16 protein-coding genes are annotated in these 18787 nt (G+C 61.4%); 13 read left to right on the top strand and 3 right to left on the bottom strand.

The window, feature by feature from the left end; translation table 11 throughout:
• The first annotated feature begins 4 nt into the window (after positions 1-4).
• The gene (rplQ, locus tag YQ44_RS24815; protein ID WP_034753219.1) at positions 5-397 is read left to right on the top strand and encodes a 50S ribosomal protein L17; all 393 of its coding nucleotides are present in this window, start codon (positions 5-7) and stop codon (positions 395-397) included.
• A gap of 171 nt (positions 398-568) precedes the next feature.
• A complete protein-coding gene (dsbD, locus tag YQ44_RS24810; RefSeq protein WP_083412037.1) occupies positions 569-2521 on the top strand; it encodes a protein-disulfide reductase DsbD in 1953 nt (650 codons plus the stop codon).
• A gap of 75 nt (positions 2522-2596) precedes the next feature.
• On the opposite strand, the gene YQ44_RS24805 is transcribed toward dsbD, so the two are convergent.
• On the bottom strand, positions 2597-3136 hold the full coding sequence (locus tag YQ44_RS24805) for a Spy/CpxP family protein refolding chaperone (protein WP_083412036.1): 540 nt from the start codon (positions 3134-3136) through the stop codon (positions 2597-2599).
• A gap of 188 nt (positions 3137-3324) precedes the next feature.
• On the opposite strand from YQ44_RS24805, the gene YQ44_RS24800 reads away from it, so the two are divergent.
• The 5 genes from YQ44_RS24800 (at position 3325) to YQ44_RS24780 (ending at position 10938) form a co-directional block, all read left to right on the top strand.
• Positions 3325-4053, top strand: a complete 729-nt coding sequence (locus YQ44_RS24800) for a response regulator (RefSeq protein WP_034753223.1) — start codon at positions 3325-3327, stop codon at positions 4051-4053.
• On the top strand, positions 4050-5408 hold the full coding sequence (locus YQ44_RS24795; protein ID WP_071325657.1) for an ATP-binding protein: 1359 nt from the start codon (positions 4050-4052) through the stop codon (positions 5406-5408). The genes YQ44_RS24800 and YQ44_RS24795 overlap by 4 nt, the downstream gene beginning before the upstream one ends.
• A gap of 88 nt (positions 5409-5496) precedes the next feature.
• On the top strand, positions 5497-6672 hold the full coding sequence (locus tag YQ44_RS24790; protein ID WP_071325656.1) for an efflux RND transporter periplasmic adaptor subunit: 1176 nt from the start codon (positions 5497-5499) through the stop codon (positions 6670-6672).
• A complete protein-coding gene (locus YQ44_RS24785; protein ID WP_071325655.1) occupies positions 6669-9779 on the top strand; it encodes an efflux RND transporter permease subunit in 3111 nt (1036 codons plus the stop codon). Before YQ44_RS24790 ends, YQ44_RS24785 begins: the two co-directional genes overlap by 4 nt.
• 271 nt (positions 9780-10050) lie before the next feature.
• Entirely contained in the window at positions 10051-10938 is an 888-nt protein-coding gene (locus tag YQ44_RS24780) for a hypothetical protein (protein WP_232250990.1), read from the top strand.
• 234 nt (positions 10939-11172) lie between these two features.
• On the opposite strand, the gene yihA is transcribed toward YQ44_RS24780, so the two are convergent.
• Positions 11173-11916, bottom strand: coding sequence for a ribosome biogenesis GTP-binding protein YihA/YsxC (yihA, locus tag YQ44_RS24775; protein ID WP_071325653.1), 744 nt, complete (start codon positions 11914-11916; stop codon positions 11173-11175).
• A gap of 186 nt (positions 11917-12102) precedes the next feature.
• Here yihA and YQ44_RS24770 point away from each other — a divergent pair, with 186 nt between their 5' ends.
• The 5 genes from YQ44_RS24770 (at position 12103) to YQ44_RS24750 (ending at position 18097) form a co-directional block, all read left to right on the top strand.
• A complete protein-coding gene (locus YQ44_RS24770; RefSeq protein WP_071325652.1) occupies positions 12103-12792 on the top strand; it encodes a c-type cytochrome in 690 nt (229 codons plus the stop codon).
• A gap of 184 nt (positions 12793-12976) precedes the next feature.
• Positions 12977-15073 (top strand): cytochrome c biogenesis protein ResB, encoded by a 2097-nt coding sequence (locus tag YQ44_RS24765; protein ID WP_071325651.1) that lies wholly within the window; start codon positions 12977-12979, stop codon positions 15071-15073.
• Between the two features lie 50 nt (positions 15074-15123).
• Positions 15124-16275: a c-type cytochrome biogenesis protein CcsB gene (ccsB, locus tag YQ44_RS24760; protein ID WP_071326745.1), complete on the top strand. Its 1152-nt coding sequence runs from the start codon at positions 15124-15126 to the stop codon at positions 16273-16275.
• Between the two features lie 181 nt (positions 16276-16456).
• The gene (gene msrP / locus YQ44_RS24755) at positions 16457-17434 is read left to right on the top strand and encodes a protein-methionine-sulfoxide reductase catalytic subunit MsrP (protein ID WP_071325650.1); all 978 of its coding nucleotides are present in this window, start codon (positions 16457-16459) and stop codon (positions 17432-17434) included.
• Positions 17435-17443: 9 nt separating this feature from the next.
• The gene (locus YQ44_RS24750) at positions 17444-18097 is read left to right on the top strand and encodes a sulfite oxidase heme-binding subunit YedZ (RefSeq protein ID WP_071325649.1); all 654 of its coding nucleotides are present in this window, start codon (positions 17444-17446) and stop codon (positions 18095-18097) included.
• On the opposite strand, the gene lptM is transcribed toward YQ44_RS24750, so the two are convergent.
• On the bottom strand, positions 18094-18237 hold the full coding sequence (gene lptM, locus YQ44_RS29405) for an LPS translocon maturation chaperone LptM (protein ID WP_232250989.1): 144 nt from the start codon (positions 18235-18237) through the stop codon (positions 18094-18096). The two genes, YQ44_RS24750 and lptM, sit on opposite strands and share 4 nt — an antisense overlap.
• A 79-nt stretch (positions 18238-18316) precedes the next feature.
• Here lptM and cyaY point away from each other — a divergent pair, with 79 nt between their 5' ends.
• Positions 18317-18646 carry an iron donor protein CyaY gene (gene cyaY / locus YQ44_RS24740; RefSeq protein ID WP_071325647.1) on the top strand — a complete coding sequence of 110 codons (330 nt, stop codon included), beginning with the start codon at positions 18317-18319 and terminating at the stop codon, positions 18644-18646.
• Positions 18647-18787: the final 141 nt, after the last annotated feature.

Raw genomic sequence — 18787 nt, 5'->3', positions numbered from 1 at the left:
TATCATGCGTCACGGTCACGGCCTCCGTAAACTGAATCGTACCTCGTCCCACCGTCTGGCAATGCTGCGCAACATGACAGTATCGCTGCTGCGTCACGAAGCGATTAAAACCACCCTGCCAAAAGCAAAAGAACTGCGCCGCGTTGTCGAGCCAATTCTGACCCTGGGCAAAACCGACTCCCTGGCAAACAAGCGTCTGGCCTTCAACCGCCTGCGCGACCGTGAAATGGTCGTCAAACTGTTCGCTGAACTGGGCCCGCGTTTCGCCAACCGTAACGGTGGTTATGTGCGTATCCTGAAAATGGGTTTCCGCGTCGGCGATAACGCTCCTATGGCGTTCGTTGAACTGATGGATCGTCCAGATACGACCGAAGCAGTTGAAGTTGCTGGCGAGTAATCCCAGTAATTGCATCTGAGAAAGCCAGGCCTAGCCTGGCTTTTTTGTTTTCTGCTGCAGCTATCCTTTCAGCGGTGTACTATTCTCCTTTCGCGCCGGCCCTGCAGCCACTGCACGCCCCGCGCGTCTCTTGTTGAATGGCACAGCTGATGCCGCAGAAAAAGGTCGTTCATGTCCCGTTTCCCCTCCAGCGCCACTGCGCGCGCCGCCCCTTTACATCAATTGCTGGCCTGGTTTGCCACCTGTCTGCTGCTGGCCATGGCCGTGTTTGGCGCGAGCCATGCCCGCGCCGACGATGAATTCCTCGATCCCGAGCTGGCTTTTAAGTTTTCCGCGCGCATGCAGGATCCATCCACCATCGCCGTCACTTACGTGATCGCCGATGGTTACTATATGTACCACGAGCGTTTCAAGTTCGAGGCGGTGGGCGCCAGGCTCGGTGTACCTGTGTATCCAGCCGGCAAGGTCAAGTTTGACGACACCTTCCAGAAGAACGTGGAAACCTTCCGCAAGACCCTGACCATCACCATCCCCGTGGAAGCGGCTGGCGCCTTCACGCTGAAGGCGACGGGCCAGGGCTGTTCCGACAAGGGCCTGTGCTATGCGCCGCAGGATGCCACGGCCCAGCTGGTAGGCGGTGGCGGCGGCCAGAGCAAGGCGCCCGGCGCCGGCCTGCCATCAAAATTCGCCTTGCCGGCAGCGCCGGCAGTCGATACGGCGGCCGTCAACGGCCCGCAGGCGCAAGCGTCGCCTGGCGTGTCCGTGCTGAGCATTCCCCAGGCGGACATCACCAGCACGCCCGATCCCGTGGCGGTGGCGCCCGCGGCAGCCGCATCGGCGCCGCAGCAAAACGAGATGGGCAAGATCGAATCGGCACTGAAGGGCGGCAAGCTGCTGGTCATCGTGCCCCTGTTCATGCTGCTGGGCCTGGGCCTGGCCTTTACGCCGTGCGTGCTGCCGATGGTGCCTATCCTGTCGTCGATCATCGTCGGCGATGGCGCCAAGGTCAGCCGTTCGCGCGGCTTGCTGCTGTCGCTGACATATGCGCTGGGCATGGCCATCGTCTACACGGCGCTGGGCGTGGCGGCCGGCCTGGCCGGCGAAGGCCTGGCGGCCAAGCTGCAAAATCCGTGGGTGCTGGGCTTCTTTGCCCTGCTGATGGCGACGCTCTCGCTGTCGATGTTCGGTTTTTATGAACTGCAAGTGCCGGCCTTCCTGCAAGGCAAGCTGACGTCCGTGTCGAACCAGCAATCGTCGGGCCGCCTGGCGGGCGTGTTCGTGATGGGCGCCATTTCCGCCCTGATCGTGGGTCCGTGCGTGGCCGCGCCGCTGGCCGGTGCCTTGCTGTACATCAGCCAGACGCGCGACGTCGTCATCGGCGGCGGTGCCCTGTTCGCCATGGCCGTGGGCATGAGCGTGCCCCTGATTCTGGTCGGCGTCTCGGCCGGCACCTTGCTGCCGCGCGCCGGTGCCTGGATGGATGCCGTCAAGCGCTTCTTTGGCGTGCTGCTGCTGGGCGTGGCCTGGTGGCTGGTCTCGCCCGTGCTGCCGGGTGCCGTGCAGATGCTGGGCTGGACGGTGCTGTTTGTCGGCTACGGCATGTATCTGCTGGTCGGCAACAGCGGCGCGAAAAACGCCTGGGTGGCCAAGGCCTTCGGCCTCGTGTTTGCCGTGCTGGGCGCGATGCAGCTCGTCGGCGTGGCCAGCGGTGGCCGCGACCCGCTGGCGCCGCTGGCGCACCTCGGCGGCGGACAAGTGCATGCGCAACCGTTTACGCGCGTGAAAACCGTGGCGCAGCTCGATGCTGCGCTGGCCCAGCTCGGCGGCAAGACGGCCTTGCTGGACTTTTACGCGGACTGGTGCGTGTCCTGCATCGAGATGGAAAAGCTGACCTTCGTCGACCCCGCCGTGCGCGAGAAGATGGGGCAGTCCGTCCTGCTGCAGGTGGACGTGACGGCCAATGACGTCGATGACAAGGCCATGCTGAAACGTTTCCAGTTGTTTGGTCCGCCCGGCATCATCATGTTCAATCCGCAAGGACAGGAGATTGCCCAGTCGCGCGTGATCGGTTTCCAGAATGCCGCCACGTTCCTGACCTCGCTGCGCAAGCTCGATGGGCAGTAAGCGTCCACTCGCGTTGTAAACAAGAAAAGGCCTGCACTGCAGGCCTTTTTCTTTATTGCTGCCCGTTAAGCGAACTTAACCGGCTTTCGGCTGCTGCATGCCATGGTGGCCACGATGGCCGCCACCATGGCCGCCATGCTTGCCGCCAGGCACGCTGTCGTCAAATACTTTCTTCTGTTCCGGCGTCAGCACGGCATAGAAGGTTTTCAGCGATGCCAGACGGCTTTCCTGGCTGGCGATGCGTTCCTTCGACATGGCGATCCATTGTTCCATGCGTTCCGGCGCCGACAGCTTGGCGAACGCTTCGCGCTTGGCTTTCCAGTCGCCGGCCGGTTTTTTCGGCGCGTTCGCGGCCGTGAAGGTGGCCCAGGCCGGTTCCTGCGCGGCCGTCAGCTTCAATTGATCGTGCAAGCGGGCTTGATACTTGGCCATGCGTTCACCGGGATTGCCGCCGCGGTGCTGGCCGCGCTGGCCATCGTGCTGCATCTTGGTGCCGGCGGCGGGCGCGCTGGCGGCCGCTTCCTGGGCGTGGACGGTCAGCGATGCCGCACCCATGCTGAGCACGCTCATGGCGATGATCATATTCTTGCGTAAGGTTTTCATTGAGGCGTTCATCTTGATTCCTTTATAAGTGATGAGAGATGCGCATGTTGCTGCACATGGGATCTATGTTGGATGCGCCATGTTTCGCCGAAGTGTCCGCTGTCAGACAGTTTGTATCTATATGTTTCTTCGGGTCTGCTATATACAAGACGATACAAATGCGCTGTGCAAGCCAGGGCGAAGTGGGGATAATTCGTACCATGGAACCCACTTCTACAATTCTCATCGTCGACGATGACCGCGATATCCGCAGCTTGCTGGCGGATTACCTGGAAACGAACGCCTACCGCACCCTGGGCGCGGCCGATGGCACGGCCATGTGGAAGATCCTCGATGAAACACGGCCCGATTTGATCGTGCTCGACTTGAACCTGCCCGGCGACGACGGCCTGACCCTGTGCCGCAAATTGCGCGCGCAATCGACGGTGCCGGTGATCATGTTGACGGCGCGCAACGAACCGCTGGACCGCATCCTGGGCCTGGAGATGGGCGCCGATGATTACCTGCCAAAGCCGTTCGAGCCGCGCGAATTGCTGGCGCGCATACGCAGCGTGCTGCGCCGTAGCCATGCGATGCCATCGAACGTGCCGTCGGACAAGGCGCAGCAAATCCGTTTCTCGGGCTGGACCCTGGACTTGACGGCGCGCCACCTGCTCAATCCCAGCGGCCTGGTGATCATGCTGTCGGGCGCGGAATTCCGCTTGCTGCGCGTGTTCCTCGAGCATCCGAACCGCGTGCTGAACCGCGACCAGCTGCTGAACCTGACCCAGGGCCGCGACGCCGACCCGTTCGACCGCTCGATCGATATCCAGATCAGCCGCTTGCGGCAAAAGCTTGGCGAAGACGCCCGCTTGCCGCAGATCATCAAGACCGTGCGCAACGGCGGCTATGTGCTGGCCGGCCAGGTCAATGTGGAGCCGCACGCGTGAGGGCCTTCCTTGGTTCGATGACGGGCCGCGTCTTCATGGTGTTGCTGTTTGGCGTGGTGGCTTCGGCTGCCCTGACGCAATGGCTGGCCGTGGGCGAACGCCAGCGAGCTCTCGAGCAATACCGCGATTACCATGCCGTCGAACGGGCCGAGCAACTGGTGATGGCGGCCGACGTGGTGCCGCTGGCGTCGCGCGCCGCGTACCTGAAAGTGGCCAACAAGGGCAGCGTGCGCCTAGAGCTGCGTCCCGATGTCGAGCATGCGCCAGGCAAGCCGACGGAGTTTTCCACCGCCCTGCAAGCGAAGCTGGGCGAAGGCTTCAGGGTCACGGCGGTGGCCGAGCGCCCGGCCGCCTGCATCCAGCCGCGCCAGTCGCCGGGCCTGTTTGGTCCCAAGCCGTGGGGCGGCACGTGCGAAAACCTCGATGTGCGCATGCAGGATGGCCATGTGCTGCGCCTGATGGTCTTGCCGCCGCGCCAGCAACCGCCGTTTGGCGAGCATAGCGACTGGGTCACCTTGCTGCCTTTCCTGATCAGCATTGCCATCCTCGCCTACCTGGTCACGCGCATGACCATGCGTCCGCTGAAACAGCTGGCGCAGGCGGCGAAAGACCTGGGCAACGACATCAACCATCCGCCGCTGACCCTGTCGGGCGCCAGCGAGATCCGCCAGGCCAGCGCCGCCTTCAATGCCATGCAGGCGCGCATCCGCCAGCATATTTCCCAGCGTACACAAATGCTGGCCGCCATCACCCACGATTTGCAGACGCCGCTGACGCGCTTGCGCTTGCGGTTGGAAAAAGTGGCCGATACGGAATTGTATGACCGCCTCGTGGGCGACCTGTCCGCCATGCAGAGCATGGTCAAGGAGGGGCTGGACCTGGCCCGCTCGATGGATAGCACGGAAGCCATGCAGGCGCTCGATCTCGATTCCCTGCTCGACAGCGTGTGTTCCGACGCTGCCGATGCGGGCCAGAAAGTGACGCTCGGCGGCCATGCGGGCATGGCCCTGATGGCGCGCCCGATCGCCATGCGGCGCTGCCTGGTCAACCTGATCGACAATGCCGTCAAATATGGCCAGCATGCGCAGGTGACGGTCGAGCGCATCGCGGGCGCGGCGCGCATCCGCATCCGCGATGGCGGACCCGGTATTGCGCCAGATCAACTGGCGAAGGTGTTCGAGCCGTTCTACCGCATCGAGACGTCGCGCTCGCGCGAATCGGGCGGCACGGGCCTCGGCCTGACCATCGCCCGCAATATCGCCGAGCAGCATGGCGCCACGGTCTTGCTGGCCAATCACGTCGACGGTGGACTGGAAGTCACCCTCATCGTGCCAGAGTATTACGCAGGAAAGTGAGCGTTTCCATGCGACAATATTGCGCGTTATGCCTCCTTGGTAACTACATTCAACCTGCAGCCCTGCGCTGCGACAGCGTGACAGAACAATGAAAAAGACTAGCCTGGCAATCCTCGTGGGTGCGGCCCTGTGTATCGGTGGCGGCATCTGGTATTTCAATCATCAGTCCGCTGGTACGGCCGGCGGCCAGGAGGGCAAGGCAGGCAAGGGCGGGGCGCAGGCGCCGACCACGGTCAGCGTGGTGTTGCCCGTGCGCCAGGACGTGCCGATGCTGTTGCAGGCGAATGGCAGCGTGATGCCGATCAGCAGCGTCGACCTGCATCCGCAGACGACCAGCACGATCACCAAGGTACATATCCGCGAAGGCCAGTTCGTCAAGCAGGGCGAGCTGATGTTTACGCTGGATGCGCGCAGCGAACACGCGAATGTCGACAAGGCGCAGGCGCAAGTGTTGCGCGACCGCGCCTCGGTGGCCGATCTTGAACGCCAGCTCAAGCGCAACCAGGATTTGCTGAGCAAGAATTTCATCGCCCAGGGCGCCGTCGACACCCTGCAAAGCCAGCTCGACGCTGCACGCGCCTTGCTGGCCGCCGACCAGGCCGCCCTGCGCGCGGCCCAGGTCGATTCCAGCTACACGGTCCTGCGCGCGCCGCAGGGTGGCCGCGTGGGCGCCATCAATGTCTACGCCGGCAGCCTCGTGCAGCCGACCACGTCCCTGACCAGCATTACCCAGCTCGATCCCATCGATGTGGCGTTCACCTTGCCTGAAAGCAGCCTGTCAGGCTTGCTGGCGGCGCAAAAGGCGGGCGAGGTGCCCGTCACGGCGCTGCTGTCGGATGCGGGCGGCAAGCAGCTCGAAGGCAAGCTGAGCTTCATCGACAATGCCGTCGATGCCTCGACGGGGGTGATCAAGGTCAAGGCCCGCTTCAACAATGGCGGCACCGACCTGTGGCCGGGCCAGTACGTGAATACGCAGCTGACCGTGCGCACGCTCAAGGATGCGCTGGTGATTCCGCAAAACGCCATCATCACCAATACCACGGGCATCTTCGTGTACTCGATGGAAGCGGATAACACGGCCAGGATGCGCAAGATTGCCCGCGTGTATGCGTTTGGGCCGAATGCCGTCGTCACGGGCTTGCAAGGCGATGAACACGTCATCGTCGATGGCAAGCAGAATCTGCGTCCGGGCAGCAAGGTGCGCCTGGCGGAAAAACACAAGGCTGCCGATGGCGCCGCCGCACCGCAGGGCAAGCCAGCATGAACCTGTCCGAACTGAGCATCCGGCGCCCCGTCATGGTGGTGCTGCTGTCCCTGAGCATCATCCTGGCCGGCGTGCTGGCCTATCTGCAAATTCCCGTGGCGGCCTTGCCAAGCTACAACACGCCGGTCATCAACGTCAGCGCCGACCTGGCCGGCGCCAGCCCGGAAACCATGGCGTCCTCGGTGGCCTTGCCGCTGGAAAAGCAGTTTTCCACGATTTCCGGCCTGAGCCTGATCACGTCCACGAGTACGCTGGGCAATACCTCGCTGACCCTGGAGTTTGACGCCAGCATCAATGTCAACGAGGCGGCCGTCGACGTGCAGGCGGCCCTGCTGCGCGCGCAGCGCCAGTTGCCGACGGAAATGACGGACTTGCCGTCCTACCGCAAGGTCAACCCGGCCGACGCGCCCGTGCTGTTCATCCAGCTGACGTCGCCATCGCTGAACTTGTCGGATCTCAATGATTACGCGGAAAACCTGATCGCGCCTAGCCTGTCGACACTGCCCGGCGTGGCCCAGGTCATCGTGAATGGGCAGAAACGCTTTGCCGTGCGCGTGCGCGCCCGTGCCGATCTGATGAATGCGCGCAATCTGACGATGGACGAGCTGGCCACGGCGCTGCGCACGTCGAACACGAATTCGCCGCTGGGCATCCTCGACGGTCCGAGCCAGACCCTGACCATCCAGGGCAATCCGCAAATGATGAAGGCGGCCGACTTTGCCGAACTGATCGTCGCCAGCCGCAACGGCCAGCCCGTGCGCCTGAAGGACGTGGCCGAGGTGGAGGACAGTTTCCAATCGATTAAGGCGGCCGGCAGTTTCAATGGCGAGCGCTCGATCAGCCTGATGGTGCAGCGCCAACCGGACGCCAACACCGTGCAAGTGGTCGATGGCGTGCGCCGCCTGCTGCCGGGTTTCCGGGAGCAATTGCCGCAGTCGATACAGATCAGCCTGGTCAACGACCGTTCGCTGTCGATCCGCGAAGCCATCCACGACGTCAACCTGACCCTGGCCCTGACGGTGGTGCTGGTGGTGCTGGTGATCTTCCTGTTCCTGCACCGCGCGGCGGCCACCTTCATTCCCGCCGTCACCATGCCGATTTCCCTGCTCGGCGCGCTGGCCCTGCTGTACTGGCTCGGCTATAGCCTCGACAACGTTTCGCTGCTGGGCATCACCCTGGCCGTCGGCCTGGTGGTCGACGATGCCATCGTGGTGCTGGAAAACATCGTGCGCCATATTGAAATGGGCAAGAAACCGATTCGCGCGGCCCTGGAAGGGGCGAAAGAGATGGGCTTTACCATCATCTCGATCTCCGTCTCGCTGGTGGCCGTGTTCATCCCCATCTTCTTCATGCCGGGCGTGATCGGCTTGCTGTTCCATGAATTCGCCGTCGTCGTCTCGCTGGCCGTGCTGGTCTCGGCCATCGTTTCGCTGACCCTGGTACCGATGCTGGCCAGCCGCTTCTTGCCCGCCGATTCGCGCGAGCACAATGACAGCGACCCGAGCCACGGTGAAAAAAGCTTCATCGGCCGCCATTTCGAGGCGGGTTTTACGCGCCTGCGCAATGGCTACGTGTTTATGCTCGACAAGGCTTTGGCGCACCGCAATGTGGTGTTGGGCATTGCCGTGGTCACGTTCGCGCTGACGGTAATCCTCTACAGCACCATCCCGAAAGGCTTCTTCCCCGAGGAAGACCTGGGCCAGATCCAGGTCAACACGGAAGCGTCGGAAGATATTTCCTCGGAAGCCTTGCAGACCTTGCAGAACCGCATCGCCGACGTGATCCGCGCCGATCCCAGCGTGCAGGACGTGACCTCGTTCGTCGGCGGCGGCAATACGGGCCGCATGTTCATGGTCTTGAAACCGCGCAGCGAGCGGCCGAAAATGCCGGTGGTGCTGGAAAACCTGCGTCGCGCGACGAGCGCCGTGCCCGGCATGGCCGTGTATTTCCGTCCCGTGCAGAACTTGCAGCTGGGCGGGCGCCAGAGCAAGAGCCGCTACCAGTACACCTTGCAAAGCGTTAGTCCCGACGCCTTGAATGACTGGGCGGAAAAGTTTATTGCTGGCATGCGTACCGATCCGGCCTTCCGCGACGTCACCAGCGACTCGCAGATCAAGGGCTTGCAGGCGTCGCTGAAAATCGACCGCGACAAGGCCAATCTGCTCGGTGTGCAGATGTCCGACATCCGCACGGCCCTGTACAGCGCGTTTGGCGAGCGGCAAGTATCGACCATCTATTCGTCGGCGGCCAGCTATTACGTGATCCTGGAAGCGGCCACGCCGGACCGCCAGTATGACGATGCGCTGACGCGCGTATCCGTGCGCAGCAAGTCGGGCGAACTGATCAAATTGTCCAGTATTGCTCGTGTGGAACGCACGATCGGCCCCACTTCCGTGAATCACCAGGGGCAGCTGCAGGCCGTCACGCTGGCCTTCAACCTGGCGCCGGACGTGCCGCTGGGCGTCGCCACGGGCAAGATCGACGCGATGGCCAAGGACATGAACTTGCCGGCCTCCATCATCACGCGCTACGGCGGCGACGCGGCCGTCTTCCAGAGTTCGCAATCGAGCCAGATCATCCTCATCATCGCTGCGCTGGCCGTGATCTATGTGCTGCTCGGCGTCTTGTACGAAAGCTATATCCACCCGCTGACCATCCTGGCCGGCCTGCCGTCGGCCGCCGTGGGGGCATTGCTGACCCTGCGCCTGTTCGGCATGGACCTGACCATGATCGCCATCATCGGCATTTTGATGCTGATCGGTATCGTCAAGAAAAACGCCATCATGATGATCGACTTTGCCCTGCACGCGCAGCGCAATGAAGGCATGAGCCCGCCCGAAGCCATCCGCCAGGCGTGCATCCTGCGTTTCCGTCCCATCATGATGACCACGGCGGCGGCCCTGATGGGCGCCTTGCCGATCGCCCTGGGCCTGGGCGCGGGCGCCGAACTGCGCCAGCCCCTGGGCTTGGCCGTGGTGGGCGGCTTGATCTTCTCGCAAGTCATTACCCTGTTCATCACGCCCGTCATCTATCTGTTCCTGGACAAGTTCAGCGGCACGGGACCATTGACGGACGAACAACTGGTTGCGCTCGACAACAAGGTCTGACCGTCTGCATGGTGGACGACCGGCGCCCCGTTCCTGCGTGAATGCGGCGCCGGTTTTGTATGGGGGGTGATACATACGGTAACAACCGTCAAGGGAAGGCTCGGGTACTCTGACATCGCTGCAAGGAATGTCGCTATCCTGTACGCTTCGGGTTGGAAAGGCCGAGGAAGTGTTCCCAAAAGCAAGGGACTCTGGCACTATGGCTGCCCTGTAATGTTATTTCTTCGCTACACAGAAAGCACGATTCATTTTGCATGACACGACCCATCTGATGGCTGCCGATTCCGATTATTGCCCCACCTGCGGGCAATTGATCCAGCCACCACCGGCCTACGGGTCCAAGACCAGCACCACGCGCAAGGTTGCGCTGGGTGTGTCCGTCTTGCTGCACGTGCTGCTGGCCGCCTATGTTTTGTTTCATAGCGACAAGATCGAGAAGATTCCGCCGCCGAAGAAGGAAAGCTCGATGGTCTACATCGCGCCGCTGAAGGACAAGCCGCAACCGAAGCCGCAGCCGAAACCCACGCCGAAGCCAAAGGATACGAAGGTTGCCAAGGTGAAACCACCGCCGGCGCCGAGCAAGCGCGTGGTGACGAAGGACGTGCCGCGCGACAAGCCGAAGCTGGAAACGTATACGCCGCCACTGGTGTCGAAAGTGCCGTTGCCGCCACCGCCGGCTGAAGACATGAGTTCGATGATCGAGCAGCGCCGCAAGCAGCGCGAAGCGCAGAATCCCACGCCGCCGGCCGAGGAAAGCGAAAACGACCGCGCCATGCGCGTGGCCAAGGCGAATATCGCCGGCGCGCAAGGGCGCAATTCCGGCAGCGACCGCGAGGATTCGGGCGGTGTGTTTTCCATCGTCAACCAGACCTCGTTCAGTGCCGAAGTCAAGTTCAAGGGCTGGAATGGCAACTTCAAGCGCAATTGGCTGAAGCAGGAAAAAGTCGAGCTGGGCAATGAGCCCGATATCGAAACGGCCATCATCAAGAAGATGATCCAGCTGATCCGTGCCGAAAAACCGGGCGATTTCGTCTGGGAATCGCGGCGCCTGGGACGCAACGTCAACCTCAGCGCCCGCGTCGAAGACACGGCCGAGCTGATGGCGTTCCTGCGCCAGGAGTTCTTTTCCGAGAAGCGGCCAGGGCCGGGACGCCGCTAAGTAGGTCGCGGGAAATTGTTGTGAAGTTATTAATGGCAGAGCCGGATGCGCTGCAAGGCGCCCGTTGCGACGCAGTGCGGGCACTGCCAGCAGCGGGTAACGCCGCAGAGCGCCGGTCATGGAAGTCAGGAATCATGATCCTGTATTGCGACCTGCTGCGGCGCCAGGGGCCGCCGCAATAAAAAAGGCTGCACCGTGCGAACGGGCAGCCTTTTTGTTTGCCGCTGAAGAAAATCAGGCGGGCTTGTCTGTGCCTGCTTCCGGTTCCACGTCGTCTTCCATCTCGATCAGCTCGACCATCTGGGCCGCGCCGTCTTCGCTGATGCCGGCCAGTTCCATGATCTTGTCGTTGGCCTCTTCGATGCCGACGCGCTTCAGGGCCGAGAACAGTTGCACGGTGAACGGGAAGCCGATGCCGTCTTCGTCCACATAGCTGTCGAGCTTGGCTTTTGCCTGGCGCAGCGCGTTGACCGATTCATTGCGGTTGAGCTTATCGACTTTCGTCAGGATGCAGTGGATGGGCTTGCCCGTCGGGGCGAACCATTCCAGCATCTGGATGTCCAGGTCGGTGAACGGACGGCGCGAATCCATGATCAGGATCAAGCCGGCCAATTGTTCGCGGCGCTGCACGTAGTCGCCCAGCAGACGCTGCCAGTGCAGCTTGGCCGAACCCGATACTTCCGCGTAGCCGTAGCCCGGCAAGTCGACCAGCAGGCATTCGATCTCTTCGACGATGGTGGCATCCTTGCGGTGCTGCGCCACGTGGGCGCCGCCGATGGAGAAGTAGTTGATGTGCTGGGTACGGCCAGGTGTCTTGGAGGCGAACGCCAAGCCTTTCTGATTACACAAGATGTTGATGGCGGTCGATTTACCGGCATTGGAGCGGCCGGCAAAAGCGATTTCCGGCACCGTGGTATCGGGCAGGTCACGCAATTGGTTGACGGTCGTAAAGAAGCGGGCTTGCCAGAGTTTTGACATGGGAGTAGTAAAGCAACAAAAGGGAGCGATAAGGGAGCGATAACGCCAAGAAGCTATTGTACAATAAGGGGTTGTTTATTGTTGCCGGCGTAGCAGCGATGCGGCTTGCGGCCCTGAAAATAAAGCAAAAATCCCCAGGGCGCGGCAATGTCCACCACTAATTTCTCACTGTCTCAGGGTGCCTGAATGAATCGTGCGTTTTCACCGTTTGTCCAATCCATGCTGCTCGCTTTGCTGGCTGTATCGGCAACTGCTTCCGCGGTCGAAGAACCGAAACCGGCCCACGCGCCAGCGGTCGCCGTCAAGGCAGACCCCGCCAAGGGCGCCACCCTGTATGCCGATGGCGATGCGGCGCGCGGCTTGCCCGCCTGCGTCTCCTGCCATGGCGCCGCCGGCAATTCGACCATCGCCGTCAATCCGAAGCTGGCCGGCCAGCACGAAAACTACATTTACAAGCAATTGGTCGATTTCACCACGCCGCAGCGCAACCAGCCCGTGATGACGACCTACGCGAAGATGCTCAGCGACGCCGACAAGAAGAATATCGCCGCCTACCTGGGCGCGCAGGTCTCCAAGCCGGGCGCCGCGAAGAACAAGGATACGATTGACCTGGGCAAGAAAATCTACCGCGGCGGTATTGCTGCCAAGCACGTTGCCGCCTGTGCCAGCTGTCATGGCGCGACGGGCAATGGCATTCCCGTCCAGTATCCGCGCATCGCCGGCCAACACCAGGATTACACGGTGGCCCAGCTGACCATGTTCCGCAGCACCAAGGCCGATGCCCGCAAAAACAGCGCCGAAATGCACACTATCGCCGCCCGCATGTCGGACGACGAGATCGCCGCCGTTGCCGATTACATCGCCGGCCTGAAGTAAGTTTTCATAGTGGCAAGAGATTGCCACGCGTTCCTACGCACATGAACAAGGGCGGCCGTTTCGACGGGCTGCCCTTTTTTATGGCATGCGCGAAACAGGAGTATGCTGCCGCCTTGCGCGGAGAAACTATCTGCTCCATGCCCCATTTTCTTGAAGATTGCATATCCCGTATGAGTATCAACGTATGAGCACAGGCACGACCGGAATCGAGCTAAAGACCCAACGCCGCAGCCTGGCAGAATTCGTCGAGCTGGTCTCGTCGATGCGCTTTGCCATCAGCTTGCTGACCCTGATCGCCGTGGCCTCCATCATCGGCACCGTGCTCAAGCAGAACGAGCCCATGCCCAATTATGTGAACCAGTTCGGTCCGTTCTGGTTCTCCGTCTTCGACAAGCTGAGCCTGTATTCCGTGTATTCGGCCTGGTGGTTCCTCGTCATCATGGGTTTCCTGGTCGCCTCGACGTCGCTGTGCATCGTGCGCAATGCGCCGAAGATGCTGAAGGACATGCGCAGCTGGCGCGACAATGTGCGCGAACAGTCGCTGCGCAACTTCCACCACAAGGCGGAATGGCAGGCGCCGCTGCCGCGCGCCGTGCTGGCGCAGCAGATGGTGATGCGCCTGAAGGATGCCGGCTACGGCGCCAAGGTGGTGGAAAAGGACAATGCCACCCTGGTGGCCGCCAAGCGGGGCGCAGCGAACAAATGGGGCTATATCTTTGCCCACGGCGCCATCGTCATCATCTGCGTGGGCGGCTTGCTCGATTCGGAAATGCCGATCCGCGTACAGCAATGGTTCTTCGGCAAGACACCGTTCGCCGGCAGCGGCGTGATTGCCGATATTCCCGCCCAGCATCGTTTGAGCCTGGCTAACCCTACTTTCCGCGGCAATACCATGATCCCGGAAGGCTCGTCGAGCAACACGGCCATCATCCCCCAGGCCGATGGCGTGCTGATCCAGGATCTGCCGATTACCATCCTGCTGAAGAAATTCCACATCGATTTCTACAGCACGGGCATGCCCAAGCTGTTCGCCAGCGACGTGGTCGTCACCGACCATGCAACGGGCGAGACTTTCCCTGCCACCATTAAAGTCAACGAGCCGCTGCTGTACAAGGGCCTGGCCCTGTACCAGTCCAGCTTTGAAGATGGCGGCAGCAAGCTCAAGCTGACTGGTTTCCCCATGGTGGGCAAGACCACCAAGCGCTTCGATATCGGCGGCGAAGTGGGCGGCAGCACGCCGCTCGAGCGCAGCGACGGCAATTCCTATACGGTGGAATGGTCGGGTTTCCGTCCATTCAACGTGGAAAACCTCAGCGCAGGCCAGGATGTGCGCGCCGTGAGCAAGGCGGAAAGTTTCAACGAGAAATTCTCCGTGGGGCTGGACAAGCGTCTGGGCTCGGCCGCAAAGAACGCGAACAACAAGGATCTCAAGAACGTGGGGCCTTCGGTGCAATACAAATTGCGCGACAAGACGGGCCAGGCGCGCGAATACCAGAATTACATGCAGCCCGTCACGGTCGATGGTACGACGGTGTTCCTGGCCGGCATGCGCATCAATCCCAGCGACCCGTTCAGCTACCTGCGCATTCCCGCCGATGACAATTACAGCGTGACGGAATGGATGCGCTTGCGTGCCGCGTTGCAAGATCCGGAATTGCGCCAGCAGGCGGCCGCGCGCTATGCGGCGCGCGCCATGCCGCAGGCGGGCGCGGAAGCCTTGCGCAGCCAGCTGCAGGAATCGGCCGCAAAGAGCCTCGGCATCTTTGCCGGCAATGGACAAGAGGGTGGTTTCCTCGCCATTTCGCGCTTCCTGGAGAAAATTCCTGCCGCTGAGCAAGAAAAAGCGGCCGATATCTTCATGAAAATCCTCAATGGCAGCCTGTGGGACCTGTGGCAGGCGGCGCGCGCCAAGGATGGCTTGAAAGCCATCGAGGCCGATGACAAGCATGGCCGCTTCCTGCAACTGGCCACGAATGCACTGTCCGACAGCTTCTTCTATGGCGCGCCCGTGTATCTGCAACTCGACGACTTTACGGAAATCAAGGCCTCCGTGCTGCAAGTGACGCGTTCGCCGGGCAAGAGCGTCGTGTACCTCGGCTGTCTGTTCCTCGTGATCGGCGTGTTTTCCATGTTCTATATCCGCGAGCGCCGCCTGTGGGTGTGGATCAAGGATGGCGAGGGCGGCAGCGACGCCCTGATGGCCATGAGCACGCAACGCAAGACGCTGGATTTTGAAAAAGAATTTGAGACTTTGAAGGCAAAGCTGCCGCAATCGGCGTAAGCTGCGCTGTGTCTGGGACGCTTGCGCGTCGCCGGGAATGGAGAAAAATGATGGAAATGGCAAACAAGCAAATATATACGCAGGAACCGGGATTCTTTAAACGCCTGAGCCTGATCGACTGGGTGTACGGCGCCGGCTTGCTGGCGGCAGCCCTGTTCGGTCTGGTGCACTTTGGCGCCTACATGGATATCTATGAAAAAGCCATCCTGCTGGCCTCGGCACCCACGTTTGCGTGGCTGGGCTGGTACTGGAAGCCCGTGCGCTGGCTGATCCCCGTGGCGGCCGTGCTGTCGCTGTTCGCCATCGAGCTGTACGGCGGCCACCTGGACATGGCCAACCAGAAATTCTTCCTGAAATACATATTGTCGAGCCAATCCGCCATCCTGTGGATGGGCACCTTGTTCGTGCTGTCGACCTTGTTCTACTGGATCGGCCTCGTGGCCCGCTCGGAATTCGGCTCGTCCGTCGGCTCCCTGCTATGCTGGGCGGGCGTGGTGCTGGGCCTGACGGGCATGCTGGTGCGCTGGTACGAGTCTTACCTGATCGGCGCCGATGTGGGCCACATTCCCGTGTCGAACCTGTATGAAGTGTTCATCCTGTTTTCCCTGATCACGGCCATGTTCTACCTGTATTACGAGCAGCATTACGCGACGCGCCAGCTGGGCGCCTTCGTCATGCTGGTCATCTCGGCGGCCGTCGTGTTCCTCATGTGGTACACGGTCACGCGCGACGCGGCCGAGATCCAGCCGCTGGTGCCGGCCCTGCAAAGCTGGTGGATGAAGATCCACGTGCCGGCCAACTTCATCGGCTACGGCACGTTCGCGCTGTCGGCCATGGTCGCTTCGGCCTACCTGCTGAAATCGAGCGGCTACCTGGTCGACCGCCTGCCGTCGCTGGAAGTGCTCGACGACGTCATGTACAAGGCCATTTCCGTCGGCTTCGCTTTCTTTACGGTAGCGACCATCCTGGGCGCCCTGTGGGCAGCCGAGGCATGGGGCGGCTACTGGTCGTGGGATCCGAAGGAAACGTGGGCGCTGATCGTCTGGCTCAACTATGCGGCCTGGCTGCACATGCGCCTGATGACGGGCTTGCGCGGCCGCGTCGCCTCGTGGTGGGCGCTGGTGGGCTTGCTGGTGACGACATTCGCGTTTTTGGGTGTCAACATGTTCCTCTCCGGCCTCCATTCTTACGGCAAACTTTAAGAAGTTCCCGAGAAAAAGCCCGTGGCGGCCTTGCCTTGTCCAGCCGTACTTTGCGTACTGCCTGCGGCAAGGCGTCTTGCCCTGAACTTTTTTTGGACACTTTTCTGCATGACAGAAGCGTCATGAACGGCTTGGGAAAACTGGTGTAAGGTACATTCCATCACCTTTTCCCGGAGCCGCCATGTTGATCAAGCGCAGTCCCAACGGCATCGAATTGCCGTATCCTTCCGAAATCACGCCACGCGCCGTGTTTGAATCGCGCCGCAGTTTCATCAAGCAGGTGGCGCTGGGTTCGCTTTCCAGCGCGGCCTTGCTGGAAATGGCCAGCCGCGAAGCGTTCGCGCAAGGCAACAATCCCAAGCTGGCCGCCAAGCTCAATCCCGCCTATTCGGCGCTGGAAAAGCAGACGGCGTACAAGGACGCCACCACCTACAACAATTTCTACGAGTTCGGCACGGACAAGAGCGATCCCGCGCAAAACGCGGGCACCCTGCGCACGCGTCCGTGGACGGTCAGCATCGAAGGCGAAGTCAAGAAGCCGATGACGCTCGACCTCGATGCGCTGCTGAAACTGGCGCCGCTGGAGGAGCGCGTGTACCGGTTGCGCTGCGTGGAAGGCTGGTCGATGGTCATCCCGTGGGTCGGTTATTCCTTCTCGGAAATTATCAAGAAAATCGAGCCGACGGGCAATGCCAAGTACGTGGAATTCATCACCCTGGCCGACAAGAAGCAGATGCCGGGCGTGGGCAGCCGCGTGCTGCAGTGGCCGTATGTGGAAGGTTTGCGTCTCGACGAGGCAAATCATCCGCTGGCGCTGCTGACCCTGGGCATGTATGGGGAAACCCTGCCGAACCAGAATGGCGCGCCCGTGCGCATGGTGTTGCCGTGGAAGTATGGTTTTAAATCCGCCAAATCCATCGTCAAGATCCGTTTCGTCAAGGAACAGCCGCGCACGGCCTGGAACCTGGCGGCGCCATCCGAATACGGTTTTTATTCGAACGTGAATCCGAATGTCGACCATCCGCGCTGGTCGCAGGCCACGGAGCGGCGCATCGGCGAAGATGGTTTTCTGTCGCGCAAGCGCAAGACCCTGATGTTCAACGGCTATAACGATGTCGCCTCGCTGTATGCGGGCATGGATCTGAAGAAATTCTTTTAAGGAATGAGCATGGCCATCAACCCTACGGGCAAACAGCTGTCGCTGCTGAAAAGCCTGATTTTCCTGCTGGCGCTGCTGCCGTTCGCGCGCATGGTCTGGCTGACGTATACGGGGCAACTGGTGGAGCCGCTGGAATTCATCACGCGCGGCACGGGCGACTGGACCCTGTATTTCCTGTGCATCAGCCTGGCCGTCACGCCCTTGCGGCGCTTCACGCAATGGAATTGGCTGATCAAGTTGCGGCGCATGCTGGGCCTGTTCGCTTTTTTCTACGCGGCACTGCATTTCACCACTTTTTTGTGGTTCGATCACTTCTTCGACGTGCAGGAAATGTGGAAGGATGTGCTCAAGCGCCCGTTCATCACGGTGGGCTTCATCGCTTTCGTGCTGTTGATCCCGCTGGCCGCGACGAGCACGAATGCGATGGTGAAACGCCTGGGCGGCAAGCGCTGGCAGTGGTTGCACCGGCTGATCTATGTGATCGCGCCGCTCGGCATCTTGCACTTCTGGTGGATGAAGGCGGGCAAGCACAACTTCGCGCAACCTATCCTGTTCGGCGCCATCGTCGCGCTACTGCTGTTAATCCGTGTGTATTTCGCCTGGAATAAGCGCGTGAAGAGCGCCAGGGCGGCCGCTGCGGCCACCCCGGCACGTTCCGTTTAGGTCACCGGCACGATCACCGGTGGCGGCGGCACGGGAGCCGGTTCGATCGGGCCCTTGGCCGGCGCCGGCTTGGCCGCTGGCGGCTTGGGCAGGTACAGGGGACCGGGCTGGCCGCAGCCGGCCAGGATGCTAGAAACCACAATGGCAATGCCGATATAAAACGCTGAGGATGACTTCACGATTAGAATCACGGTTTGATTAAGATCTTTGGAGTGTAGCATGAGCGAATCGGAATTCCTGGCCCTGGCCGAAGCCACCCTGACGGACATCGAGGCGGCGCTGGACCGGCTGAACGATGCGGACGTGCTCGACGTCGAATGCAGCCGCAGCGGCAATGTGCTGGAGATCGAGTTTATCGACAACGGCACGAAAATCATCGTCAACAGCCAGGCCCCCATGCGCGAGATGTGGGTGGCGGCCCGTTCCGGCGGTTTCCATTACAAGCGCGTGGGCGACGCATGGATTAACACGCGCGATGGCTCGGAACTGTTTGCGGCCCTGTCCGCCATGGCCAGCGAGCAGGCGGGCGCGGCAGTTGTATTGAAGTAAGTATTTGAAGTGATGCATGAAAAATGGGCAGCCTTTGCGGGCTGCCCATTTTTTGTGGTCCAATGTCGGGTAGGTCGGGTTAGGCCGCAGGCCGTAACCCGACAGCGCCACCGGCGCCAACGATGTTGTCGGATTACGCGC

Source organism: Janthinobacterium sp. 1_2014MBL_MicDiv (assembly GCF_001865675.1).
Lineage (GTDB): Bacteria > Pseudomonadota > Gammaproteobacteria > Burkholderiales > Burkholderiaceae_D > Janthinobacterium.
This window is presented reverse-complemented; position numbering and strand designations above follow the sequence as displayed.

Bases quoted from the DNA above. Each gene is read 5' to 3' on its own strand.
- yihA (WP_071325653.1), bottom strand. From the start codon at position 11,916: ATGTCAAAACTCTGGCAAGCCCGCTTCTTTACGACCGTCAACCAATTG.
- YQ44_RS24785 (WP_071325655.1), top strand. From the start codon at position 6,669: ATGAACCTGTCCGAACTGAGCATCCGGCGCCCCGTCATGGTGGTGCTG.
- dsbD (WP_083412037.1), top strand. From the start codon at position 569: ATGTCCCGTTTCCCCTCCAGCGCCACTGCGCGCGCCGCCCCTTTACAT.
- cyaY (WP_071325647.1), top strand. From the start codon at position 18,317: ATGAGCGAATCGGAATTCCTGGCCCTGGCCGAAGCCACCCTGACGGAC.
- YQ44_RS24770 (WP_071325652.1), top strand. From the start codon at position 12,103: ATGAATCGTGCGTTTTCACCGTTTGTCCAATCCATGCTGCTCGCTTTG.
- YQ44_RS24765 (WP_071325651.1), top strand. From the start codon at position 12,977: ATGAGCACAGGCACGACCGGAATCGAGCTAAAGACCCAACGCCGCAGC.
- YQ44_RS24790 (WP_071325656.1), top strand. From the start codon at position 5,497: ATGAAAAAGACTAGCCTGGCAATCCTCGTGGGTGCGGCCCTGTGTATC.
- msrP (WP_071325650.1), top strand. From the start codon at position 16,457: ATGTTGATCAAGCGCAGTCCCAACGGCATCGAATTGCCGTATCCTTCC.
- YQ44_RS24805 (WP_083412036.1), bottom strand. From the start codon at position 3,136: ATGAACGCCTCAATGAAAACCTTACGCAAGAATATGATCATCGCCATG.
- rplQ (WP_034753219.1), top strand. From the start codon at position 5: ATGCGTCACGGTCACGGCCTCCGTAAACTGAATCGTACCTCGTCCCAC.
- YQ44_RS24800 (WP_034753223.1), top strand. From the start codon at position 3,325: ATGGAACCCACTTCTACAATTCTCATCGTCGACGATGACCGCGATATC.
- YQ44_RS24750 (WP_071325649.1), top strand. From the start codon at position 17,444: ATGGCCATCAACCCTACGGGCAAACAGCTGTCGCTGCTGAAAAGCCTG.
- ccsB (WP_071326745.1), top strand. From the start codon at position 15,124: ATGGAAATGGCAAACAAGCAAATATATACGCAGGAACCGGGATTCTTT.
- YQ44_RS24780 (WP_232250990.1), top strand. From the start codon at position 10,051: ATGGCTGCCGATTCCGATTATTGCCCCACCTGCGGGCAATTGATCCAG.